A 21,719-nucleotide genomic window follows, 5' to 3' on the forward strand; every position below is an offset into this window, starting at 1 on the left:
TGGATTTCAGTGGTCGGCGGCGGTGGGCTGGTCCTGCCGCTGCCGGGGTGCGTTGGCGATCCGCAGATGCTCACGCAGGCGCGCGAGATCGGCGGCGAGTTTCTGTCCTTCGGCCTGCCGGTCGGCGGCCTCCGCGCGGGCGAGGGTGAACTCGGCCGAGCGCACCACATCGCGCCAGCGCGGGTTGAGCGGCAGCGTCTCGATCAGCAGATATTTGTCGAGCGTGCGGGTCTGCAGCGACGTCTTGTCGAGGCTGACGCGCCAGATGCCGCTCTCCTCGGCAAACTCGATCCGCTCCTTGCCGGTCACGTCGCGCCACAGGTTGAGGCTGCCCGTCATCACCTGCACGATGAGGGCGCGATAAGCTTCATCCGATGCCGGGCCGGGCTCGGCCTGCGCTTCGCCGGCCATCACCGGCAGTGCGCTGTCGATGGCGCCGCGCACCGAAACAATCAGGTTCTCGGCCTCCAGCGAGGCGTCGCTTAATACGAGTGCCATGCCCGCGCCCGCCTCGGGCTCCAGCTCGAACGCGTTGATGGTGAATTCGCGTCCGCCCAGATGCAGCGTGGCGCTGCTTTCGCCATCCACCCGGCACTGGCTGTCGAGCAGCGCGGCCATGTCCGATGGCAGCAGAAGCGACAGGGGCGTGGCGCGGTCGAGCGGGCGGCCGAAGATCGTTTCCGCAGCCCGGTTGGCATAGGTGATGATCGTCTTGTCGTTGACGCAGACGAGGCCCGCTTCCAGCGCGTCGAGCAGGCGCGCCATGCGGCGCTGCGAAAGGCGCAGTGCGTCTTCCACCTGGATGCGGCGGTCCACCTCGTCGCGCAGCTCCTGATTTTCCTCCGCACGGCTGCGGGCGCGCGAGGCGTCGATCAGGGTGGAGATGCGCGTCAGAAGCTCGTCCTTGACGAAGGGCTTCACCACATAGTCGTTCGCACCCGCCTCGAAGCCGGCGATCATGTCGCGCGTGCGGCTGCGCGCCGTGACCATGATGATGGGCAGGTCGATCAGCGAGAACTGGCGGCGCAGCGTGCGCGCCACTTCGAGGCCCGAGAGATCGTTCATCATCACGTCGAGAATGAGCAGGTCGGGCTTGTGTTCCAGAACGGCCTCGATGCCGGCCCGCCCATTGTCGGCGCAGATGACGCGGTATCCCTGCGGCAGGAGCACGTTGCGCAGCACCTGAAGATTGATCGGCTCGTCATCCACCACGACGATGGTCTGCGCATTGGCGTCGCCGCGCTCGGAGACGGAGGTCTCGAATGCATCGAGCGCGTTGATGGTCTGGTGCAGGCCGCCGGGATACTTGCCGCGCGCCTGTTCTGCCGCATCGGCGCTGGCGGCGGGAAGCTGCAGCACGAAGCGCGAGCCCTTGCCCGGCTCGCTGGTCGCGGTCAGCGTGCCGCCGAGCAGGGCTGCAAGATTGCGCGCGATGGCGAGGCCGAGGCCGGTTCCGCTCTTCTTCTGCGTGACATCGTCGGCTTCGGCCTGTTCGAGCGGCTGGAAGATGCGCTCCAGATTCTCGGGCGAGATGCCGCGTCCCGTGTCTTCCACGGCGATGGAAACCGTCGCGCTGTCGCCTTCGCCCTCGTGCCATGCGGTGACGTGGATGTGCCCGTCATCGACATATTTGATGGCGTTGCCGATGAGGTTGTAGAGGATCTGCTCAAAGCGCACCGGGTCGGCGATCACGGGCGGCGTCACATCGGGAATGTCCACTCTGAGGCTCACCGGCTCGCCGGAAAGCAGCGGCTCAGACAGAAGCAGAACCTGGCGCACGCTGGTGGCCACGTCGACGCCCTGAATGTCGAGCCGCATGCGACCCTGCCGGATGCGGTAGAGGTCGAGCAGGTCGTCCACGAGGCGCGACAGGCGGCGGGCCGAGAAGGTGATGAGCTGAAGCTGGTTGCGCTGTGTGGGGGCGATGTCGCCGGCAGCACCTGCGGCCAGTGTTTCGGAGATGCCGATGATGCCGTTGAGCGGTGTTCTCAGCTCATGCGAGGTGTTGGCGAGGAACTGGTCTTTCATGCGGTCGGCCTGTTCCAGCTCCGCATTCTTCTCGCCGATCTCGCGGATGTGCACTTCCAGTTCGCGGTTCTTCTGGCTGATGAGCTGAAGCTGATCGCGCAGCGCATCGCGCATGCGGGCGACGGAATGAGAGAGCCGCGCGAATTCCGTCGGCTGGTCGAATTTCGGCAGGCTCATGTCGAGCGCGCCATCGGCCACGGCCTCTGCCGCATCGGTGACGGATTTCAGCGGGCGCGTCTGCGAGCGGGCGAGATAGTAGGAAAGAAGCAGGATCAGCGGCAGTGCGAGTGCCGCCAGCGCCAGGATGAGATTGCGCAGTCTGGTGCTCGCCGCGAAGGCCGATGCGGCGTCTGCATCGACGGCGAAGAGCCAGGTGGCGTCGGGCAGGAGAAGATGTGTCCATGCCGAAAGGACGGGTGCGCCGAGCAGTCCCGTTTCGAGCATCGTCACACCGCTTTTCGCTTCCATCTCCTCCGGCACGCTGGCGCTCATGCCGGTCTTCAGGGCAGGGGCCGAAGAGGCGATGACGGCGCCGCGCGACGATATGAGGCTGAGCGTGCCGTTGACGCCTTCATGCCCGCCCAGAAGGGCGGCAAGCTTGCTGGCGGGCAGGCGCAGAATGGCAGCGCCGCTGGCGCGTTGATAAAGGTTCACGCGAACGGCGAAATAGGCGGCGAATTCGCCGGTGCGCGGGTCGCGCGCAAAATCGTAAAACACGATATGCCGGTCGTCTGCCGCGGAGCGCAATTCCATCAGCGTCCTGGAAAGCGTTGAATCGCCGTTGGTCAGGAGAGTTCCCAGATAATCGTCCTTAAAGACGGAATAGACGACCCGCCCGCGCGCATTGACGAGATAGACATTGTCGAACTCGGAGCTCTCCACGAAGGTCAGATATTCTTCGTGAAACTGGCTGTGCGCATTGGCGTAGGCGAGGGCTTCGCGCAGGAGCCGGTCATGGCTGGGCGCTTCGGCCCGCGCCGGCTCGTTCGGCCCGACCTCGAACAGGCTGCGCAGCTCTTCCGCGGCCTGCTCCTCATCGGGCGCCATCTGGCTCATGGCGTAGCTGAACCCGTAAAAGTCGCCAATCGAGTAGCGCGCGATGTTGGTCTGGGCGAGGCTTTCGGCCTGACGCTTGGCGAAAGACACATATTGTGTCAGTTCACTGGTCTTGGCATCGCGCGCAAAGGCGATCTTCTCGAAGGTTTCGCGTGCAATATTCGCGTTGACGAGGGAGTAGAAGGCGGCAGCGCTGATCGCCAGCGGCACGATCGATACCGCGAACAAGACCAATAAAAGCCGGGCCTGGAAGCCGGCCGGCAAAACCCTGCGCCAATTCATGCAATCCTCCCGAGACGGCAAAGGTGCGCCGTTCGAAGAACACGCTAGCGAACCGCGAGGGTTCCGCCAAGACCGCGTGCCCCGCCCGTAGGCGAATGCAACGAAACTGACGAAATTTACGAAATAGCAGGTGGCATTGGATTGGTCTTGTCCAGCAGAATGACTCAGCTGTTCTTGCCGGCGCGTGTCGCGCCAGGGTGGAGCCTTCGGCAAAGCAGTGGAACAGGGCGGACGGTCCGCTCGGCTCTTGAGGGAGGAAAGCATGAAACATTCGCTCACGGCGGGGCTCGTCCTTGCCGCCGGTATTCTTCAGATGCAATCGGCCGCAGCCGAGTCTGTTCTCACGGCCCTGCCGATCCAGCGCACGGCGTGGATCGAAAACTTCAATCCATACAACCAGTCCACACGGCTGCCTTCGGTCAACGATTTCATTTACGAGCCGCTGATCATTTTCAACACGCTGAAAGGCGGTGAGCCGAACTACCGTTTGGCGACGGGTTACGAATATTCCGAGGATCTGAAGTCTGTTACCGTGACCCTGCGTGAGGGCGTAACCTGGTCGGATGGAGAACCCTTCACCGCAGAGGATGTGGTTTTCAGCCTGAACCTCGTGAAGGCGCACAAGCCGCTCGACAATTACGGTCACGGCAAGCTGGTCGAATCCGCTGAAGCATTGGATGACCGGACGGTCCGCTTCACCCTGAACGACGCGAATTCCGGTGCGATCTACTCCATCGTGCGTCTTGCGGTCGTTCCCGAGCATGTCTGGGGCAGTGTCGAAGATCCGGTCACCTTCACCAATCCGAACCCCGTCGGCACCGGTCCGCTGACCGAAATCCGCCGTTTCACGCCACAGGAATACATCCAGTGCCGCAATGACAAATACTGGGATGCGGACACGCTCAAGGTCGACTGCATGCGCTTCCCGCAGATCGCGACAAACGATCAGGCACTGGCAGCAGCGGCCCGTGGCGAGCTCGACTGGATGGGTTCCTTCCTCCCCGATATCGAGAAGACCTTTGTCGGCAAGGATCCCGAGCACCACAAATACTGGTTCCCCGCCGGCTCGCTTGTCGCATTCAACGTGAACATGGAATCGAAGAACGAAGGCAACCGCGAAGCGTTCAGCGACGTGAATTTCCGTCGCGCGGTTTCCATGTCGTTCGACCGTGAAGCCATGGTTGACATCGCCGGCTACGGCTACCCGACCATCAACCAGTATCCGTCCGGCCTCGGTCAGGCCTATCACTCCTGGAACAACCCGGAAGTGGATGCCAAATTCGGCAAGTTCACCCGCTACGATGTCGAAGGTGCAAAGGCGCTTCTCGCGGAAGCGGGCTACAAGGACGCCGACGGCGACGGCAATCTGGAAACGCCGAGTGGCAAAGAGATTTCGTTCAGCATCATCGTGCCCAATGGCTGGACCGACTGGATCAACACGGTGCAGCTTGCGGTGGAAGGCCTGACCTCCATCGGCATTGAGGCGCAGGTCGCCACGCCCGAACATGCGGTCTGGTCGGAAAGCCTTATCAACGGCGATTACGATATGGCGATGAACGCCTACTTTACCGGCGTCACACCGCATTACCACTATGATCTGGGACTGCATTCGCAGAACCAGGGCAAGACCCGCTTTGGCGCAACCCGTTACTACAACGAGAAGCTGGACGGTCTGCTGGAGTCCTTCTTCCAGACGGTGGATGTCGAAGAACAGCGCGCGATCATGGACGACATCCAGATGGAGATCGGCCGCGACATGCCCTTCATCGCCGTGTTCAACAACCCGCTCTGGTACCAGTACAACACCAAACGTTTCACCGGCTTCTTCAGCGCCGAGAATCCTCAGGCCAAGCCTGTCGTTCACGACGAGACGCCTGAGCGTCTCCTGCACCTGCTCTCCCTGCGTCCGGTCGAAGATTGATAAAATCGTCGATCTGACTGCATCCTCCCACCTCCTTCCCGTTCGCGGGAAGGAGGGTTTCGAAGCAGTGTTTCTGGTGAACAGCTCCCGATCGGGGCCTCAAAGCAAAAGAAGGCGCCGGTGAAATCGGCGCAAAGAAAGGGGAGACCATGCGCTTCGTTCTGCGCAGGCTGGCGTTCTATCTCGTTGCCTTTCTCGTGGCAGCCACATTCAATTTTCTCATTCCACGGCTCATGCCGGGCAATCCAGCCGACGTGATGCTGGCCCAGGCCCAGGGCACCCTGCCGCCCGAGGCGCGCGAGGCGCTGATGGAGACTTTCGGCTTCATCAACGAACCCCTTTATCTGCAGTATCTCAAATATCTGGGCTCGATCTTCACCTGGGATTTCGGCCTCTCGGTCAAATACTATCCGACACCCGTTTATGACCTGCTCGCCCGCGCTCTGCCGTGGACGCTGTTCCTCACCGGCACGGCCACACTTGTCGCCTATGCGCTCGGCACACTGTTCGGCATCCGCGCCGCGTGGCGTCGTGGCGGCCGGTTCGACGGCGTTGTGTCCCCGCTGGCGCTGGCGTTGCAGTCGATACCCCCGGTGGTGGTGGCGATCACGGCACTGTTCGTCTTTGCCATCACGCTCAACTGGCTGCCCGCCGGCTATGCGTTCGACCCTTCGCTTGAGCCTTCGCTCAGCGGGTCGTTCCTCTCATCTGTGTTCTTTCACGCGCTGATGCCGGTTCTGTCGCTCAGCATCGTTCTGGTGGGCGGCTACCTCATCACCATGCGCAACAACATGATCGGCCAGCTCGGCGAGGATTACGTGCATCTGGCGGAGGCGAAGGGGCTTTCGGATGCCCGCGTGCGCTACAATTATGCGGCGCGCAACGCCTTCCTGCCGTCCATCACCGCCTTTGCGATCAGCCTTGGCTCGGTGTTCGGCGGCTCGCTCATCACCGAGGTGGTGTTCAATTATCCGGGGCTCGGAAACCTGCTCTACATGGGTGTGATCGCCCGCGACTTCCCGCTCATTCAGGGCCAGCTTCTCATCATGACGCTCGCCATGCTGAGCGCAAACTTTGCCGTCGACATCGCTTGTGTGGCGCTCGACCCGCGCTTGAGGAGGGCGTGATGCTCAATCTCCTGAAGATCTTCGTCCGCAACCGCAAGGCAGCCTTCGGCGTCTTCATTGTTGTGTTCTACGTGGTGGTGGCGCTGGCCGCGCCACTCATCACTTCTCACGATCCCAACAAGCGCGTGAGCCGTCCGCATCAGCCGCCGAGCGCGGAATATGTGATGGGCACCACGCGCATGGGTCGCGATGTCTACACCCAGCTTGTGTGGGGCACGCGCACCTCTCTCATGGTCGGCATTCTGGCCGGGCTCATCGTCACGCTGATCGGCACCGTGGTGGGCCTGACCGCCGCCTATTATGGCGGCGCGACGGACGAGACGCTCAACTTCGCGACCAATGTGGTGCTGGTCCTGCCGCAATTGCCGCTGCTTCTGGTTCTGGCGGCGTTTCTCGGGCAGGTGGGCCCGCTCTCCATCGCCATCATCATCGGCCTGACATCATGGGCGTGGGGTGCGCGTGTGACGCGGGCGCAGGCCATGACCCTGAAGAACCGCGAGTTCATTCAGGCTTCCCAGCTGATCGGCGAACCGGTCTGGCGCATGATCCTGGTGGAGATGCTGCCGAACCTCCTGTCGATCATCGGTTTCAACTTCATCGGCAGCGTGATCTTCACCATCATCACCCAGGCGACGCTGGAGTTCCTCGGGCTTGGCGATCCGCTCTCCGTCTCGTGGGGCACGATGCTCTACAACGCAAAGAACGCCTCGGCGATCACCGTGGGCGCATGGTGGGAGATGGCCGCGCCCTGTGTCGCCATCGTCATCATCGGCGTGGGCCTGTCGCTGCTCAATTTCGGCGTCGACGAGATTTCCAATCCGCGGCTGCGCACGCTGGGCGCCATCGGCAAGGCCATGAAGCTTCAGAAGAAGCTCGACCGCGCGCGTCTTGCGGAGAAGGAGGCATGAGCATGGAGACCGCAAAGCCGCTTCTTTCGGTGCAGAATCTGTGCGTCGACTACCTGACGCCGAATGGCACGTTCCGCGCCGTGCGCAATGTCTCGCTCGACATCGGGCAGAACGAGATCCTCGGCCTCGCCGGCGAAAGCGGGTGCGGCAAGAGCACCATCGCCTTCTCGATCATGCGGCTCCACCGGCCGCCGGCCTTCATCAGCGATGGCAGGATCCTCTTCGAGGGTGAGGACGTGCTCGCCTTTTCACGCCGCCGGCTCGAGGCCTGGCGGTGGAGCGGGTCGTCCATGGTGTTCCAGAGCGCGATGAACTCGCTGAACCCGGTGCTGACGGTCTTCGAGCAGTTCCGCGACATGCTTGCCCGCCACGAGAAGATGGGGCGCGAGGCGGCCCGCGCGAAGGCCGGCGAGATGCTGGCCATGGTGGGCATCCCCGAAGACCGGCTCGATTCATTCCCGCACCAGCTTTCCGGCGGCATGCGCCAGCGCGTGGTGCTCGCCATGGCGCTGACGCTCAAGCCGCGCCTTGTCGTCATGGATGAGCCGACCACCGCGCTTGATGTGGTGGTGCAGCGCGAGATCCTGCAGGAGATTGTGGCGCTGCGCAAAACGCTCGGCTTCTCGGTGCTGTTCATCACGCATGATCTGGCGCTGATGGCGCAGTTCGCCGACCGCATCGCGATCATGCTGGAAGGGCGCATCGTGGAGGAAGGCGAGGCGCGCAGCCTGGTGGCCGATCCGCAGCACGAATACACGCGCAGGCTCTGGGCAGCCATGCCGCGCATTGAGGGAGCAGCCGCATGAACGCCCCGCTTCTGTCGCTTGAAGGCGTGTCCAAGACCTTCCATGTGCGCCCGGTTCTGGGTGCTGTGCGCCGCGTGGATGCGCTGCGCAATGTCACCTTCTCCATCGAGCCGGGCAAGGCGCTGGCGCTGGTGGGCGAAAGCGGATCGGGCAAGAGCACCTGCGGGCGTGCCGTGATCCGCCATTTCGAACCAAGCGCCGGCACGGTTCGGTTTCGCGGCGAGAACATTTTTGAGAACCGCACCCGCAGCGGCGACCGCGCCTATCTGCGCGCGGTGCAGATGGTGTTTCAGGACCCGTTCTCTTCGCTCAACCCCACCCACACGATCCGCCACCACCTCGAACGCCCGCTGCGGCTGCATGGCGGGACGGCGGATCTCGAAGCGCGGCTCAGGCAGACGCTGGCCGATGTGGAGCTGGATCCCGACACCACGCTGGAGAAGTTCCCGCACCAGCTTTCCGGTGGTCAGCGCCAGCGTGTCAGCTTTGCCCGTGCGCTTGCGGTGGGCGCGGAGCTGATCGTTGCCGATGAACCCACCTCCATGCTCGATGTGTCGATCCGCAAATCGGTGCTCGACCTGATGCGGCGCTTGAAGGAAGAGCGCAACATCGCCTTCCTCTACATCACGCACGATATCGCGACCGCGCACTACATCGCCGAGGAAACGGCGGTGATGTATGCCGGGCAGGTGATGGAGCGCGGCCCGTCCGACGCGGTCATCCGCAGTCCGCGCCATCCCTATTCGCGTCTTCTCATTTCTGCCGTGCCCGATCCGTCGAAGCGTTTCGACGATGCCGGTGGCGACGGGCTCGCCTTCACCCGGCAGGCGGAGGCCGTGCGGGCAAGTGCGGCGCGTCCCATCTCCGGCTACCGTGAAGTTGCGCCAGACCATTTCGTTGCCTGTTCGGATGCAGACCATGACTGATATGCTCGTGCCCCTCTACAAGCTTCCGCCGGCCAAGCCCGTGGCGGAGGGCATTGTCATTCGCCGCGCCATCGGGCCGGAAATGCATGTGGTGTGCGATTTCGCCGAAAAGCATTTCAGCCGCAACTGGGCCAGTGAATGCGCCGTGGCCATGGCGGCGCAGCCGGCCAATGTTCTGGTCGCGGTGGAAGACGGAAAGCTTCTGGGCTTCGCCTGCTACGACGCCACGGCGAAGGGCTTCTTCGGCCCGACCGGTGTTGACGAGGCCGCGCGCGGGCGCGGCGTCGGGGCGGCGCTGCTCATGGCCACGCTCCAGGCGATGCGCGACGCGGGCTATGTCTATGGTGTGATTGGCGGAGCCGGACCCATCGAGTTCTACAAGAGCCAGTGTGGCGCAATCGAGATTCCCGGCTCCACCCCCGGCATCTATGGCGACATGCTGCGCTGAGCGGTTGGCGTTGCGGCATGAGGTCGTGGCCGGTCAATCTTGCCGATTTGATTGGTCCTGACCCTATGCCTCGCCCGAAAATGATTTATACGTGGCGCCGAAACGCATCCTTTGAACTGGTGGGTGAAAATGTCGAACCGCGTTGCCTGGCACGAACTGTCGAAACTGTCTGCTGAAGAGCGCAAGACGCTCTTGACGCGAACGGAAGACGATCTCACCCATTTCCTGGAGAATGTCGCGCCCATCGTAGAGGCGGTGCGCAAGGAAGGCGATGTGGCGCTCTCCCGCTTCGCGCGCATGTTCGACAAGGCACAGGTAGAGCCCGACGAGATCGCGGCGACGGAGGAGGATTTCGAAGCCGCCTTCAAGGCGCTCGATCCGGAGATGATCGAGACGCTGGAATTCTGCGCCGACAACATCCGCCGTTTCCACGAGGCGCAGCGCCCGCAGGAAATGTGGATGAAGGAAATCCGCCCCGGCGTGCTGGTGGGCGAGCGCGCCACACCCATCGACAGCGTTGCGCTCTATTCGCCGCGCGGCAAGGGCACCTTCCCCTCCATGACGCTCATGACGGCGATCCCGGCCGTGGTGGCCGGCGTGCCGATGCCCATCGTGCTCACCCCGCCCGGACCGGACGGCAAGGTGGATGCGGCGACGCTGGTTGCCGCGCGCATTGCCGGCGTGAAACACGTCTACAAGGCCGGTGGCGGTCAGGCCGTCGCCGCCGCAGCCTTCGGCACGGACACGGTGCCGCGCTGCGCCAAGTTCGAAGGCCCCGGCAGCCCGTGGATCGCCGCCGCCAAGCGCCTGCTTCAGGGCCAGATCGCCTCGCGGCTTCCTGCCGGCCCGACCGAGAGCATCGTGCTGGCCGATGAGAGCGCCGATCCCGAGATCGCGGCGCTCGACCTTCTGGTCGAGGCCGAACACGGCAGCGACAGCTCCAACTTCTTCGTCACCTGGTCGCGCGAGGTCGCGGAAAAGGTGCGCGACGCACTGCCGAAATACTGGGCCGAGATGAGCGCCGAGCGCGTGCGCTATTCTTCCGATGTTCTGGGCGGCACAAGCGGCGGTATCGTTCTGGCCGACACGCCGGAAGAGGCGTTCGCCTTCGTCAACGACTACGCGCCCGAGCATCTGCAGATCCTGTCCAAGACGCCGTTCGAGTATCTGTCGCGCGTCCGCAATGCGTCGGAAATCCTGCTGGGCGAATATGCGGCGGGCTCCATGGCCAATTACGCGATGGGGCCGAACGCCGTCCTGCCGACCTCCGGCATGGCGCGCGCGCACTCGCCGCTCGGCGTGCACGACTTCATGAAAACCTCGTCCATCGGGCACGTGACCGCACAGGGCTATGCCGAGTTCGCGCCTCATACGCTGCGCTTTGCCCGCTATGAGGGCTTCGACGCCCATGGAAATGCGGTGACGAAGCTCAGGAACAATCACGTGGAGAAGGGCGAGTAGAGCGCGAAGCGGCCTTCAAGGAAACGCAACCAGCGCGCAACGCTTGACAGAACCATCTGCAAAGCGCATTGCAACCGCCCCTTGCAACCCACCGGTGTTCCCATGCTGCCCCTTGCATCGCTCGGCGAGCGCATTGTCATTCTCGGCCCGTCCAACGCGGGTAAATCAACGCTGGCTCTCGCCCTGTCCGAAAAACTCGGGCTTCCGGCGGTCCATCTCGATCAGCTACAGCATCTGCCGGGCACCGACTGGCAGACGCGGCCGGAGGCCGAGTTCAGGGCTTTGCACGATGCGGCGATTGAGGAAGAATACTGGGTGATGGAAGGAAACTACTCCCGCCTCATGCCGCAGCGGCTGGCTCGCGCCACCGGCATCATCCTCATCACGTCCAGCCCGTGGCTGCGCATCGGGCGCTATCTGAAGCGCACGCTGGTCAACCGGGCTGACCGCGCCGGGCATCTGGAAGGCGCGCAGGACAGCATCAAATGGGAGATGATCCACTGGATCCTCGTCAAGACCCGCAACAGCGATGCCAAATACGCAGATGTTGTTCGCAGGTCCGGCCTGCCAGCCGTTGAATGCCGGACGGCCCGCGCGCTGAATGATCTCTACCACGCCTGGGAGCTTCAGTCCCCGGTCAGATAGAGGGGAGCGCGCGGCACACCCAGCCCCTGAAGCTGAAGCCCGCATAGAAAAGCTCGATATCGCCGAAACCGGCTTCCGCCAGCAGGGCTTCATCTTCCTCCGGTGCCAATGCGGGCAGGTTCTGTCGCATCGCTGCGATCTGGGCCATCACCTTGCCCGATACCTCACCCGATGCTGCGTGAAAGGCCGCATTGCGCCTGAGCCAGCGTTCGCCGGCTGGCGTTTCGATGGGAAAGCTGTGATGTGCCACGACAAGCGGCGCTCCGGGCTGAAGCCGGGAATGCAGCGTCCGCAGCGTGTCGAGCCGGGCCTCACGCGGCAGAAAATGCAGGGTGAGGAAGCAGGAGGCGCCATCGAAACGCTTCTCGGGTGCGTCCTCGATATAGCCCTGGCGGAAGGTAACCCGGTTTTGCAGGTCGCCAAGCGTGGCACGGGCCAGCGCCAGCATATCGGCAGAAGGGTCCACTCCCTCGAAGCGCCAGCCGGGATGGGCGAGTGCGAAGGCCCGAAGCTCAACTCCGCCGCCCGCACCCAGCACAAGAACGCGGCCCTTCTGCGGAACATGCTCTGCGAGAAGAATACCGGCCATGCGATGCATGTCGGCAAGGCCCGGTACCTGCCGCATCACCCGCTCCTCATACCCGTCTGCCGGAGTGGTGGCTGTCATCTGTGAAGGAGGCATGTCGCGTCCTATCCGGGCCAGACCAGCGAGCGGTGAACCTGCGCGCCGGCCATCGCCCCGTCCGCCACGGCAAGCGAAACGGAATGCGGCACCAGCGCGACATCGCCGCAGGCAAAGGCGCCCGAAACGCTGGTTTCCTTGGACGCATCCGTTTCGACCTGCGTCCCCATCGGCGTCTCCTGAAGCGCACAGCCAAACGCTACTGGAAGGTTGCTGGCCGGCTCCACCCGCGGCGCCACAAAGAGCCCCGAAAAAGAGAGGACCCGCCCGTCCGCAAGTTCCACATCCGCGTCATTGGCGATGCGTGCGATGCCGGTCGTTTCGATGTTTGCACCGCGCTGGATGAGCCTCTCCCTTGTCTCCGGGTCGAGCGTCAGCGCATCGTTGGGCAGGAAGGTGACCTCACCCCACTCGGTCAGAAGCTCGGCCTGATGGGTCGACATTTCGCCGCTGCCGATCACGCCAATGCGCCCCTGGTTCAGCTCATACCCATGGCAGTAAGGGCAATGGAAAATGTGACGGCCCCAGCGCTCTGCCATGCCCTCGATGGCCGGCAGATGGTCGCGCACGCCCGTGGCAAAGATAACCCGGCGGCCGGGATGGTGCGCGCCATCAGCGCATTCGACGACAAACCGGTCGCGCTCGCCGGAAACGGCAGTGGCGCGGGCGGTGATCATGTTCACGGTTGGATATGCCTGCAATTGACGCCGGGCCTCCAGCGCGATCTGTGCCGGATCGGCGCCGTCGCGGCTCAGAAATCCGTGGGAGTGCCTGGCCGCACGATTCCGTCTTTCGCCCGCATCGATAACCAGCACCCTGCGCCGCGCTCTGGCAAGCTGCAGCGCCGCGGCCATGCCGGCATAGCTGCCGCCGATGATGATGACATCCTGTTTCATATTCATAGGTCCTGACCCTGGGCCCCCTGCCTGCGGCGCTCGGCGTACCGTCTAGAGAAATCGGCGGCGAGGTCGGCAAGCGTGATTTGAGAGAATCGCTCCAGAAGCAGCGCTTCTGCCTTGATGAATGTGTCGTCGAGCGCCGCATTGACCGCCTGCTCAACCAGGCATTCGGGCGTCTCATTGCGGTTTCCGATGGCAAAGAATGCGGGCTCGCCCAGGGCAGCATGCAACTGCCGGAGCGTGACGGTCCTGAGGTCTGCCGCGATGCGCCATCCGCCGGCCGGCCCGCGATCCGACGTCACGATCCCCGCCTTGCGCAACAGCCCCATCGTGCGCCGCACGACCACGGGATTGGTGCCGAGGCACTTGGCCAGCGTCTCGGATGTCATCGCCCCGTCCGCTTCGTGCATGTGAAGCAGCGCATGCAGGACGGAGGAAAGGCGGCTGTCTCGTTTCATGTAACTTATGTAGTTACGATTCGAGGCATGCGTCAAGGGGAGAAGCTTGCTTCCATGTAATCGTTCAGGTCGGATTCTTGACAGGTGAGCATTGCGTGTGTATCTATGCTTATAACAACACCCCCCAGGCGATCAGTTGTAAAACTGAGCTCAATACCGGGGGGTTCCTTTTATCTGCACTGCGGTACAGTGAAATACTCCAAGACACCGACGGGTATTGCTGAGCAAGTCGACCTGTTGATCGAGCGGGGGATGGCGGTCCCATCGCGGGAAGATGCGGAGTTGTGGCTTGCATCAGTCGGTTACTACCGGATGAGCACTTATTGGCTTCCACACGAAGAAGTGGCTCCAGAAGGCAAGGTTCGCAGTAAACGTTTCAAAGCAGGCACGCATTTCAACAGCATTAGAGATACATATATTTTTGATCGACGGTTGCGCCTTCTTCTAATGGAGGCAATAGAGCGTATCGAAATTCATCTGCGCTCACGTTGGACCTATCGACTGGTCCATAAGTATGGTGCACACGCTCATCTGGACCACAGCCTGTTTGGCGATGGATTGCGTCACAGTGAGCAGCTTGTACGATTAGCGCGATCAGTCGACTCTTCTAAAGAGACTTTTGTAATTCACTATAAAGGCAAGTACACGGAGCCCTACTCTCCACCCCTTTGGGCTGCCACGGAACTGATGTCATTGGGCGAACTGTCGAAATGGTTTCAGGCAACAAAAGACAGCAGCGTTAAATCGGCTGTTGCGGCGGATTTGGGATTGCCATCCGGGCAGGTCACAGAGGGCGTTCTGCAGGTTTTGTCTTTTGTGCGGAATATATGCGCGCATCACGCTCGACTATGGAATCGTCGTATCCTGAAGCGCATACCCAAAATCAATCACTGGAACAATGATCTGGTACTGGTTGAACACAAGGGACAGCGCCAGAACGACAATCACATATACAATGTTCTGATTGTACTATTGCGCCTCTTGGATCATCAGCGAACCGACAGCAGCTTTCGGATGAGGTTAAGGGGGCTCTTGGAAGGGGTATCTTCTGAGCATCGCCGCGACATGGGCTTTCCCGGGGATTGGAGGCAACGCCCTGCTTGGGTGCAAACGGGACAGCGATAGAGCAATCGTTCGCTATTTTCCGCCCGCACACCCGCTGCAATTGCCACGAATCTCGATTGTCGTCTTGGCCGGCCTGAAACCGTGCGAGCGGGTCCAGCCATCGAGCCGGTCCTTCACCACGTCGTCGGAAAACTCTTCCACCTTGCCGCAGGCCTCGCAGATGGCAAAGGCGATCAGTTCCTGTTCATGGCAGTTGGGATGCGCGCAGGCGACGAAGGCGTTGAGGCTCTCCAGCCGGTGCACCAGCCCCAGCTCCGTCAGTTTTTCGAGCGCGCGATAGACCTGCAGCGGCGCGCGCAGCCCGTCGCCGCGCAGACGGTCGAGGATCGTGTAGGCGCTGAGCGGAGCCTCTGCGCCGGAAAGCGTTTTCATCACCAGCGCCTGGTTGCGTGTCAGATCGGCACTCATGGTTTTGTCTCCGTAGAGGGTGTATCGGAGGGCGCTTCACCTTTCGCCATGGGTGAGGGCGTCAGGCTCAGAAGGAAGAGCACGAGCGCCGCCACCACGATGGACGGTCCCGAAGGTGTATCGAATTGCAGCGACGCCGTCAGCCCGCCGACAACCGAAAATGCACCGATCAGCGCGGCGAGCACGGCCATGACCTCCGGCCCGCTGGCAAAGCGGCGCGCCGTGGCCGCCGGGATGATCAGCAGTGCGGTGATGAGCAGGATGCCCACAAGCTTCATGGCAATGGCAATCACCGCCGCCATCAACAGCATGAAGACGAGGCGCGAGCGTTCGGGCTTCAACCCCTCGGCCTGCGCGATGTCTGGGTTGACCGTGGCTGCCAGTAGCGGCCGCCACAGCCAGACGAGCAGGGCAGTCACTGCCGCTCCCCCGGCATAGATCACCGCAATATCGGCCTTCGACACCGCGAGAATGTCGCCGAACAGAAAGCCCATCAGGTCCACCCGCACCCACGTCATGAAGGCGACCATGACAAGGCCGAGCGCAAGGGTGGAATGCGACAGAATGCCGAGCAGCGCGTCGGTGGAAAGCGCCCGCCGCCGTTCCAGGAAGATGAGCGCCAGCGAGGCAAGTGCGGCCACCAGGAACACGCCCACCATGAGGTTGATGTCCATGACCAGAGACAGCGCCACGCCCAGAAGTGCGGAATGCGCCATCGTGTCGCCGAAATAGGCCATGCGCCGCCACACGACGAAACAGCCGAGCGGACCCGTCACCAGGGCAAGGCCGACACCGGCGACAAGCGCGCGGATAAAGAAATCATCGAGCATCGCTGCCCCCCTTTGCCGGCGCTTCGGAGCCCGCATGGTCATGGTGGTGGTGACCGTCATCCTTGTGGCAGTGCTCGGTGATCGTTCCATCGGCATGGCGCACACGGCCGTCGGCCAGATGCGTGTGGTCATGGTGGTGGCGATAGAGCGCCAGCGATTCTGCGGCGCGCGTGCCGAACAGTTTTCTGTATTCGGGGCTGTCCATCACGCTCTGCGGTTCGCCACGGCAGCACACATGGCCGTTCAGGCAGATCACCGTGTCGGTGTCGGCCATCACGATGTGCAGGTCGTGCGAGATCATCAGTATGCCGCAGCCCGTCCGGTCCCTTATGTCGCGGATCAGCTCGTAGAGCGCCACCTCGCCCGTGAAATCCACGCCCTGAACCGGCTCGTCGAGCACCAGAAGGTCCGGTTTGCGCAGCATGGCGCGGGCCAGAAGCGCGCGCTGGAATTCGCCACCGGAAAGGGCAGCCACCTGCCGCTCCGCCAGATGCCCCACGCCCGCAGCCTCAAGAGCGGCACGGATCTCCTGCCGGCCTGCCGGTGCCGTCAGCGTCATCAGCCGTTCCACACTGAGCGGGAGCGTCCAGTCGAGCGCCACTTTCTGCGGCACATAGCCCACTCTCAGCGTGCCTGCCCGGTGCACATGGCCCTCGCTCGGCTGGATGATGCCGATCGCCGTCTTGGCCGTCGTGCTCTTGCCGGATCCGTTGGGCCCGATCAGCGTCACGATCTCGCCTCGCCGCACCGAAAGGTCAACCCCGCGCACCAGCCAGCGCCCGCCGCGGCTGACCCCGGCATTGTGCATCTCCACCAGCATGTCGCTGGAGGTCTGTGCCAATGATTTTGATTTTTCCAGCATGTGAATTTTTCCGACTTGTCAGCGGATATGGCACACGTTATAGCGTAACGCAAGGATATGTAATGTCATAACATTTGCGCCAGCAAGGGCCAAGTGGAGAGCCGGTGTTGTGGCTGCATGTCCGTCTGTTCGTTCGACGCCTGACAGGAGCCAGCCATGAAATCGTTTCGCCTTTCCCTCGCTGCCGCAGCATCCGCCCTCACGCTGCTTGCTTCGGCCGGGGCAACCGGCGCTTCCGCAGCCGATCTGGAGGTCGTGGCTTCCATCAAGCCGGTGCACTCCCTGGTGGCCGGGGTGATGGAAGGTGTCGGCGAGCCGCAGCTCATCCTGCAGGGCGCCGGCTCGCCGCACACCTATTCCATGCGTCCCTCCCAGGCGCGCATGCTGGCCGCTGCCGATGTGGTATTCTGGGTCGGCCCCAATCTGGAGGTCTTTCTGGCGAAGCCGCTTGAGACGCTGGCCGGCGAGGCAAAGCTGGTAAGCCTCTCCGAAAGCGAAGGCATCACGCTTCTCGACATGCGCGAGGGCGGGGCGTTCGAAGCGCATTCCCACGGCGATGAAGACGGTCATGGTGATCATGAGGAAGGCCATGATCACGAGGAGGGTGAGAAGGATCACGCCGAAACGGACCATGCCCATGATGACCATGCCCATGACGACGATGCACATGACGACGAAGCACATGAGGGACACGACCACCACGATCATGGCCCGGACGCGCATATCTGGCTCGACCCGGAAAATGCGAAAAGCATCGTCAATGCCATCGCCGAGGCCCTGAGCGAAGCCGACGCCGGGAATGCCTCAACCTACGCAGCCAATGCGGCAAGGCTCAACGAGCGCATCGAGGCGCTGGAAACGGAAATCGCAGCCGGGCTGGAGCCGGTGAAAGAGCGTCCCTTCATCGTTTTCCACGATGCCTATCAGTATTTCGAAAAGCGCTTCGGCCTTGCCGCGGCGGGGTCCATCACGGTCAGCCCGGAAGTCATCCCCGGAGCACAGCGCGTGGATGAAATCCGCACAAAGGTCAGCGAACTCGACGCCGCCTGCGTCTTCGCCGAACCCCAGTTCGAGCCACGTCTCGTGGAAGTCGTCACCGAGGGAACCAATGCCAGATCTGGTGTTCTCGATCCGCTCGGTGCCGAGATCGCCGATGGCCCGGATCTCTATTTCGAGCTGATGCGCGGCATGGCGGCTTCCTTCAGGGGCTGTCTGACGAAGTAAGGAAAAAGCGGAAATCGGATTCCTTCCGCGATTGCCGGGGATTGGGTGCCGCCGCCGCGTCAGCGTTTCGGCAAAACGATGAACGTCCCGGCCCACGGCCGGCAAAGCCAAGGGGATCGCCTGGCACACAAGCCCCCAGGGTCAGGCGGGCGCCCGGTTCAGACAGTGCCTGTTCCGGGCGCCGTTCACTGGGCCATGGCGCTCATGATCGAACATCGGGGGAGGGCGGTATCGGCGCACGGGTCTGCGCACATCCAGCCCTTCTCAAAAGCAGACTTCAGAACCGGCAAAGGTGTCGGTCCCCAAGGGGCCTTCAGGGGTGCCCATGCCCCCAACACACACAGCCCCCCCCGTTGGGGGGCGCAGCAAGATTTCAACCTGATGTCGAAACGTTATAACAGTAAGGAGAATTGCAATGCGACCGTTCAACCGTCTTATGAACACGGGCGTTCTCGCACTGGGCACGGCGCTCGCCGCCATCCAGCCCGTTCACGCGGACGATCACGAGGCGTGGCGCCTCTTCATCGCCGATCACACCGCGCCGGAGCTTCGCGTGCTCGATGCGGAAAAGGGCGAGACGATTGAAACCTTCTCGCTTAAAGCTCCGGCCCGCATCTATGCGACCGAGAGCAATGAAACCGTCTTCGCCGTCCAGCGCGATGCCAACACGGTCACGGCTTTCTCGACCGGCATTCACTTCGACGACCATGGCGACCATGCCGATATCGAGGTCACGGCACCCAGGGCGCTGGAAGGCTCTGTCGACGGCGAGCGCCCGGTGCATTTCGTGGCGCATTATGGCGAGATCGCGCTCTTCTTCGATGGCGAAGGCGTTGCGCGGCTTGTGTCGGAGAAGGCGGTCACCGAGGGAAAGCCCGACATCCGCGAAATCACGACCTCGGCACCGCACCATGGCGTTGTGATCCCCTATGGCGCACACGCAATCGTCACAGTGCCCAACAGCAAAGACCCGAGCGAACTGCCCGAGGGTGTACAGGTGGTGGATGCAAAGGGCGCAGCCATCGGCGAATCCGTTGCCTGCCCCGGTTTGCACGGTGAGGCGACTTCGGGCAACATCACGGCAATCGCCTGCGATACGGGCCTGCTGCTCGTCACGGGCGGACGCAGTGCGGTTCCTGAAATCCGTCACATTGCCTATACCGACGGTCTGCCGGACGACCTCAAGGTCTCCACGCTCGCCGGCGGCAAGGCGCTGCAGTATTTCCTCGGAAATTTCGGCAAGTCCAATCTCGTGCTGATCGACCCGGAAGATGAAGACGCCTTCCGCCTGATCGAGCTTCCCGTGCGTGCCGTGCATTTCGTGGTGGACCCGGTGCGGCCCAAATTCGCCTATGTCTTCACCGAGGACGGCAAGCTCAACCGCATCAATGTCCTGTCCGGCAAGATCGACCAGTCGCTTGAGCTGACCGCACCCTATTCCATGGACGGTCACTGGTCAGACCCGCGCCCGCGCATTGCCGTCACGCATGACGAGATCGTGGTCACCGACCCGCTCAAAAGCGTTGTCCATGCCGTCGATGCTGCGAGCTTCGAGAAGGCCCGCGACATAGCGGTCGAGGGCATGCCCTACAACATCGTCGCCGTCGGCGGCTCGGGCGAAAGCCACGAAAACCACTGATCGCGGGCCAACCCCGCAAAAAACAAAGCCCCGCCTTTCTTTCCGGCGGGGCTTTGCATTTTCATGCCATGGTTCGATCAGTGACGGGAAAGCCAGTCGTCGATCTCGCGCTCGGCCTCTTCCTCAGCCTTGCCGTAGCGTTCCTGCAGCTTGCCGGCGAGCTCTTTGCGGTTGCCGCGAACGACATCCAGGTCGTCATTGGTGAGCTTGCCCCAGTGCTGCTGGACCTTGCCCTTGAACTGTTCCCAATTGCCTTCGATCTGATTCCAATTCATGTCGGTATCCTTCCGCTTTTGAAAGGAGTGCACTCCGGTTGAGGTCATCGGCCTAGGTGGCTCGATAATGCGCGAGGCACGATGTGGTTCCCGCCTTGTTTTCGCCATATGCCGATTTGAACGCCGGGGCTCCTGTCCCTAGATTAAGCGGGAAAGGAACCTTTGATGGAAAGCCAGCCCGCGCCTTTCGTGCCGCCTGCGCCGCGCCCGCGCACCAGCCCGCCCTCTACTTTCGAGATGATGCGCATCGTCTATCGCAATCCGCTCGAACTGTGGGGCGAGCCCTCCTACAACGAACCGTGGATTTCCATCGACAACACGATCGGCGGCCCGCTCGTCATCGCCAATGATCCGGGCCTCATCCGCCATGTCCTCGTCGACAATGCGAAAAACTACAGGATGGCCCGCGTGCGCCAGAAGATCCTGCGCCCCATCCTGCGCGATGGCCTGCTAACGGCGGAAGGCGCGGTCTGGCGTCGTTCGCGCAAGGCCATGGCGCCGGTCTTCACCCCGCGCCACATCGCCGGCTTCGCCAGGCCGATGCTCGAGCGCACCCAGGCCTTCGTCGCACGATACGAAAACGCAGACGAGCCGGTCGATGTCTCCCGCGACATGACGCTGCTCACCTTCGACATTCTCGCCGAGACGCTCTTTTCCGGCGAGATCGCCGGCGAGCCCGGCAGTTTCGCGCATCAGGTGGATCGCCTGTTCGAGACCATGGGCCGCGTCGACCCGCTCGATCTTCTGGGCGCACCCGACTGGCTCCCGCGCATCACGCGTCTTCTGGGCCGCAATTCGCTAAAGTTCTTCCGCGACATCGTCGCCGAGACGATGGCCATGCGCCGCGAGAAGATGGCGTCCGGCCACGACGTGCCGGAAGATTTCCTCACGCTCCTCCTGCGCGCCGAGGGGCCGGAAGGCCTCACCCGTGCGGAGATCGAGGACAACATCATCACCTTCATCGGTGCCGGCCACGAGACCACGGCGCGCGCACTCGGCTGGACGATCTACTGCCTCGCCTCAGCCCCGTGGGAGCGCGAAAAGGTCGAGGCTGAGATCGATGCGGTGCTCGCCCGCGAACCCGATCCCGTTCGCTGGCTCGATGCCATGCCCTTCACCCGCGCCGCCTTCGAGGAGGCGATGCGGCTTTATCCACCCGCGCCCTCGATAAACCGCGAAGCGCTAGCGGAAGATCGCTACCGCGATTTCACCATCGTCAGGGGTGCGCAGGTTCTGGTCATGCCGTGGACGGTCCATCGCCACCGGCTGTTATGGGCGGAGCCGGATGCCTTCATGCCGTCGCGTTTCCACCCCGGGAACCGCGAAGAGCTCGACCGCTATCAATATCTGCCCTTCGGCGCCGGCCCGCGCGTGTGCATCGGCGCCAGTTTCGCCATGCAGGAAGCGGTCATTGCGCTCGCCATTCTCCTCTCCCGCTTCCGCTTCGACACGCTGCCGGAAACGAAGCCCTGGCCTGTCCAGAAGCTCACCACCCAGCCCCAGGGCGGCCTGCCCATGCGCGTCACCCGCCGCTGAAACGGCTTCAGAATAAGGATCACCACCAGAGCCGCTTTCTCCCCACAACCCCAAACCCTCGTCATCCTATGATCAAGACATAGGACGACGAGGGAGTAGAAGCGCGTCCCCTATTCGCTACTCGCTATTCGCTACTCGCTCCCTTCCTCCCCCATCACCGCCTTGCCTTTCAA

20 protein-coding genes are annotated in these 21,719 nt (G+C 62.7%); 12 read left to right on the forward strand and 8 right to left on the reverse strand.

The features are described from left to right. Positions 1-6 precede the first annotated feature (6 nt). Positions 7-3,366 carry an ATP-binding protein gene (locus tag AC07E3_RS02575; RefSeq protein ID WP_478360210.1) on the reverse strand — a complete coding sequence of 1,120 codons (3,360 nt, stop codon included), beginning with the start codon at positions 3,364-3,366 and terminating at the stop codon, positions 7-9. A gap of 262 nt (positions 3,367-3,628) precedes the next feature. On the opposite strand from AC07E3_RS02575, the gene AC07E3_RS02580 reads away from it, so the two are divergent. The 8 genes from AC07E3_RS02580 (at position 3,629) to AC07E3_RS02615 (ending at position 11,608) form a co-directional block, all read left to right on the forward strand. Then, the gene (locus tag AC07E3_RS02580; protein WP_478360211.1) at positions 3,629-5,287 is read left to right on the forward strand and encodes an ABC transporter substrate-binding protein; all 1,659 of its coding nucleotides are present in this window, start codon (positions 3,629-3,631) and stop codon (positions 5,285-5,287) included. 149 nt (positions 5,288-5,436) lie between these two features. Beyond that, positions 5,437-6,414, forward strand: a complete 978-nt coding sequence (locus AC07E3_RS02585) for an ABC transporter permease (protein WP_478360212.1) — start codon at positions 5,437-5,439, stop codon at positions 6,412-6,414. Continuing rightward, positions 6,414-7,322 carry an ABC transporter permease gene (locus tag AC07E3_RS02590; RefSeq protein ID WP_336071814.1) on the forward strand — a complete coding sequence of 303 codons (909 nt, stop codon included), beginning with the start codon at positions 6,414-6,416 and terminating at the stop codon, positions 7,320-7,322. The genes AC07E3_RS02585 and AC07E3_RS02590 overlap by 1 nt, the downstream gene beginning before the upstream one ends. Beyond that, the gene (locus tag AC07E3_RS02595) at positions 7,319-8,128 is read left to right on the forward strand and encodes an ABC transporter ATP-binding protein (RefSeq protein ID WP_478360213.1); all 810 of its coding nucleotides are present in this window, start codon (positions 7,319-7,321) and stop codon (positions 8,126-8,128) included. Before AC07E3_RS02590 ends, AC07E3_RS02595 begins: the two co-directional genes overlap by 4 nt. After that, the gene (locus AC07E3_RS02600) at positions 8,125-9,054 is read left to right on the forward strand and encodes an ABC transporter ATP-binding protein (protein WP_478360214.1); all 930 of its coding nucleotides are present in this window, start codon (positions 8,125-8,127) and stop codon (positions 9,052-9,054) included. Before AC07E3_RS02595 ends, AC07E3_RS02600 begins: the two co-directional genes overlap by 4 nt. Beyond that, positions 9,047-9,502 (forward strand): GNAT family N-acetyltransferase, encoded by a 456-nt coding sequence (locus tag AC07E3_RS02605; RefSeq protein ID WP_478360215.1) that lies wholly within the window; start codon positions 9,047-9,049, stop codon positions 9,500-9,502. The genes AC07E3_RS02600 and AC07E3_RS02605 overlap by 8 nt, the downstream gene beginning before the upstream one ends. 129 nt (positions 9,503-9,631) lie before the next feature. Continuing rightward, a complete protein-coding gene (gene hisD, locus AC07E3_RS02610) occupies positions 9,632-10,963 on the forward strand; it encodes a histidinol dehydrogenase (protein ID WP_478360216.1) in 1,332 nt (443 codons plus the stop codon). Between the two features lie 102 nt (positions 10,964-11,065). Then, a complete protein-coding gene (locus AC07E3_RS02615) occupies positions 11,066-11,608 on the forward strand; it encodes a P-loop NTPase family protein (protein WP_478360217.1) in 543 nt (180 codons plus the stop codon). Here the strand turns inward: AC07E3_RS02615 and AC07E3_RS02620 are convergent. From AC07E3_RS02620 to AC07E3_RS02630, 3 genes are read right to left on the reverse strand one after another with little or no spacing between them, the layout of a single operon-like run. Further along, the gene (locus AC07E3_RS02620; RefSeq protein ID WP_478360218.1) at positions 11,601-12,290 is read right to left on the reverse strand and encodes a class I SAM-dependent methyltransferase; all 690 of its coding nucleotides are present in this window, start codon (positions 12,288-12,290) and stop codon (positions 11,601-11,603) included. The two genes, AC07E3_RS02615 and AC07E3_RS02620, sit on opposite strands and share 8 nt — an antisense overlap. Positions 12,291-12,298: 8 nt before the next feature. Continuing rightward, positions 12,299-13,186: an NAD(P)/FAD-dependent oxidoreductase gene (locus AC07E3_RS02625; protein WP_478360219.1), complete on the reverse strand. Its 888-nt coding sequence runs from the start codon at positions 13,184-13,186 to the stop codon at positions 12,299-12,301. A 2-nt stretch (positions 13,187-13,188) separates the two neighbouring features. Next, complete coding sequence (locus AC07E3_RS02630) at positions 13,189-13,647, reverse strand: Rrf2 family transcriptional regulator (RefSeq protein ID WP_478360220.1); 459 nt, start codon at positions 13,645-13,647, stop codon at positions 13,189-13,191. Positions 13,648-13,836: 189 nt separating this feature from the next. Between AC07E3_RS02630 and AC07E3_RS02635 the strand changes: the two genes are divergently transcribed. Next, entirely contained in the window at positions 13,837-14,772 is a 936-nt protein-coding gene (locus AC07E3_RS02635) for an Abi family protein (protein ID WP_478360221.1), read from the forward strand. 12 nt (positions 14,773-14,784) lie between these two features. Here the strand turns inward: AC07E3_RS02635 and AC07E3_RS02640 are convergent, their stop codons facing one another. From AC07E3_RS02640 to AC07E3_RS02650, 3 genes are read right to left on the reverse strand one after another with little or no spacing between them, the layout of a single operon-like run. Then, entirely contained in the window at positions 14,785-15,180 is a 396-nt protein-coding gene (locus tag AC07E3_RS02640) for a Fur family transcriptional regulator (RefSeq protein WP_223004625.1), read from the reverse strand. Next, positions 15,177-16,070, reverse strand: coding sequence for a zinc ABC transporter permease subunit ZnuB (znuB, locus tag AC07E3_RS02645; protein ID WP_418793237.1), 894 nt, complete (start codon positions 16,068-16,070; stop codon positions 15,177-15,179). The genes AC07E3_RS02640 and znuB overlap by 4 nt, the downstream gene beginning before the upstream one ends. Beyond that, a complete protein-coding gene (locus tag AC07E3_RS02650; protein WP_336071830.1) occupies positions 16,000-16,872 on the reverse strand; it encodes a metal ABC transporter ATP-binding protein in 873 nt (290 codons plus the stop codon). The genes znuB and AC07E3_RS02650 overlap by 71 nt, the downstream gene beginning before the upstream one ends. A 156-nt stretch (positions 16,873-17,028) precedes the next feature. Here AC07E3_RS02650 and znuA point away from each other — a divergent pair, with 156 nt between their 5' ends. Next, on the forward strand, positions 17,029-18,096 hold the full coding sequence (znuA, locus tag AC07E3_RS02655) for a zinc ABC transporter substrate-binding protein ZnuA (protein WP_478360222.1): 1,068 nt from the start codon (positions 17,029-17,031) through the stop codon (positions 18,094-18,096). A 415-nt stretch (positions 18,097-18,511) separates the two neighbouring features. Continuing rightward, a complete protein-coding gene (gene aztD, locus AC07E3_RS02660) occupies positions 18,512-19,735 on the forward strand; it encodes a zinc metallochaperone AztD (RefSeq protein ID WP_478360223.1) in 1,224 nt (407 codons plus the stop codon). A 77-nt stretch (positions 19,736-19,812) separates the two neighbouring features. On the opposite strand, the gene AC07E3_RS02665 is transcribed toward aztD, so the two are convergent. Next, positions 19,813-20,010 carry a CsbD family protein gene (locus tag AC07E3_RS02665; protein WP_223004629.1) on the reverse strand — a complete coding sequence of 66 codons (198 nt, stop codon included), beginning with the start codon at positions 20,008-20,010 and terminating at the stop codon, positions 19,813-19,815. A gap of 165 nt (positions 20,011-20,175) precedes the next feature. Between AC07E3_RS02665 and AC07E3_RS02670 the strand changes: the two genes are divergently transcribed. Continuing rightward, complete coding sequence (locus AC07E3_RS02670) at positions 20,176-21,546, forward strand: cytochrome P450 (RefSeq protein WP_478360224.1); 1,371 nt, start codon at positions 20,176-20,178, stop codon at positions 21,544-21,546. Positions 21,547-21,719: the final 173 nt, after the last annotated feature.

This window comes from Nitratireductor lacus (assembly GCF_056431025.1).